This is a genomic window from Enterobacter sp. PL1 (genome assembly GCF_945957325.1).
GTDB lineage: Bacteria > Pseudomonadota > Gammaproteobacteria > Enterobacterales > Enterobacteriaceae > Enterobacter > Enterobacter roggenkampii.
In genome coordinates this window covers 1-1,208 of sequence record NZ_CAMFKT010000081.1, presented here as the reverse complement: position 1 = coordinate 1,208, position 1,208 = coordinate 1, and the positions used below count along the sequence as shown (strand labels likewise).

The following is a 1,208-nucleotide window of genomic DNA, read 5'->3' as shown; positions in this document are numbered from 1 at the left end:
CTAGACACTTCCGAGCCGCTGATAATATTGTTTTTCGTATTCAGTTGGTGGCATATGATCACTCGAACCATGCCGACGCTTACTGTTATAAAACATTTCGATGTAATCAAAAATATCACCGCGAGCTTCTTCTCGCGTTCCGTAGATCTTTTTCTTTATCCGTTCACGTTTCAGTAACTGGAAAAAACTTTCTGCGACTGCGTTGTCATGACAGTTACCGCGACGGCTCATACTGCCCTCCAGCCCGTGTGATTTCAGGAACGACTGCCACTCATAGCTTGTGTACTGACTGCCTTGATCAGAATGAACCAGCACCTGCTTTTGAGGATTACGTCGCCACACGGCCATCAGAAGTGCATTCAGGACAATATCCTTTGTCATCCGGGGCTGCATTGACCAGCCAATAACTTTGCGCGAGAACAGGTCAACAACCACAGCCAGATACAGCCAGCCTTCGTGAGTCCGGATGTAGGTGATGTCCGTTACCCAACGCTCATCCGGTGCTTCCGGGTTGAACTGCCGCTGGAGCCTGTTGGGCGTCACGATGCTGGTTTCACCCTTACGTGCCCGTGGGCTACGGTACCCGACCTGAGCCCTTATCCCGGCACGCTTCATCAGTCGCCAGACACGGTTAACTCCGCACTGTTGTCCGGTATCCCGCAGGTCGAGGTGGATCTTGCGATAACCATAAACGCAACCCGACTCCAGCCAGAACTGCTTTATCAGCCCCGTCAGTCTCAGGTCAGTATGATGCCGCCGTGAATCCGGCTGCTGAAGCCAGGCGTAAAAACCACTCGGATGCACATCCAGCACCCGACAAAGCAGTCGGACAGGCCAGCAATGGGTGTTGTCACGGATAAAGGCGTACCTCAGTCGGACAGCTTTGCGAAGTACGCCGCTTTTTTTAATATGTCCCGTTCGTCGGTAACCCGCTTCAGCTCTTTCTGGAGGCGTCGGATCTCAGCCTGAGCGTCTGACTGGACTTTATTGGTTGAGGAATCCGGGCCATATGCCTTTATCCAGGCATAAAGACTGTGGGTGGTGATACCGAGACGTGTTGCCACGCTGGAAACAGAATGGCCGCGATCAACAACCTGTTTTACCGCTTCAATTTTAAACTCTTCGGGATAACGCTTACCGCTCATGGGCACCTCTCTTTAAGTCATCTTAAATGACTCTGAGGTGTCTGTTAAACCCGTGGCGATTCA

At 51.7% G+C, this 1,208-nt stretch carries 1 protein-coding gene; it reads right to left on the bottom strand.

Annotated features, from left to right (window positions below; all coding sequences use genetic code 11):
* Positions 1 to 1,145 (bottom strand): IS3 family transposase gene (locus tag N6P30_RS24315; RefSeq protein WP_249040015.1). Its coding sequence is split into 2 segments (ribosomal slippage): positions 1 to 899 and positions 899 to 1,145, totalling 1,146 coding nucleotides; the frame shifts between segments, so codons are not numbered across the junction.
* Between the last annotated feature and the right edge of the window lie 63 nt (positions 1,146 to 1,208).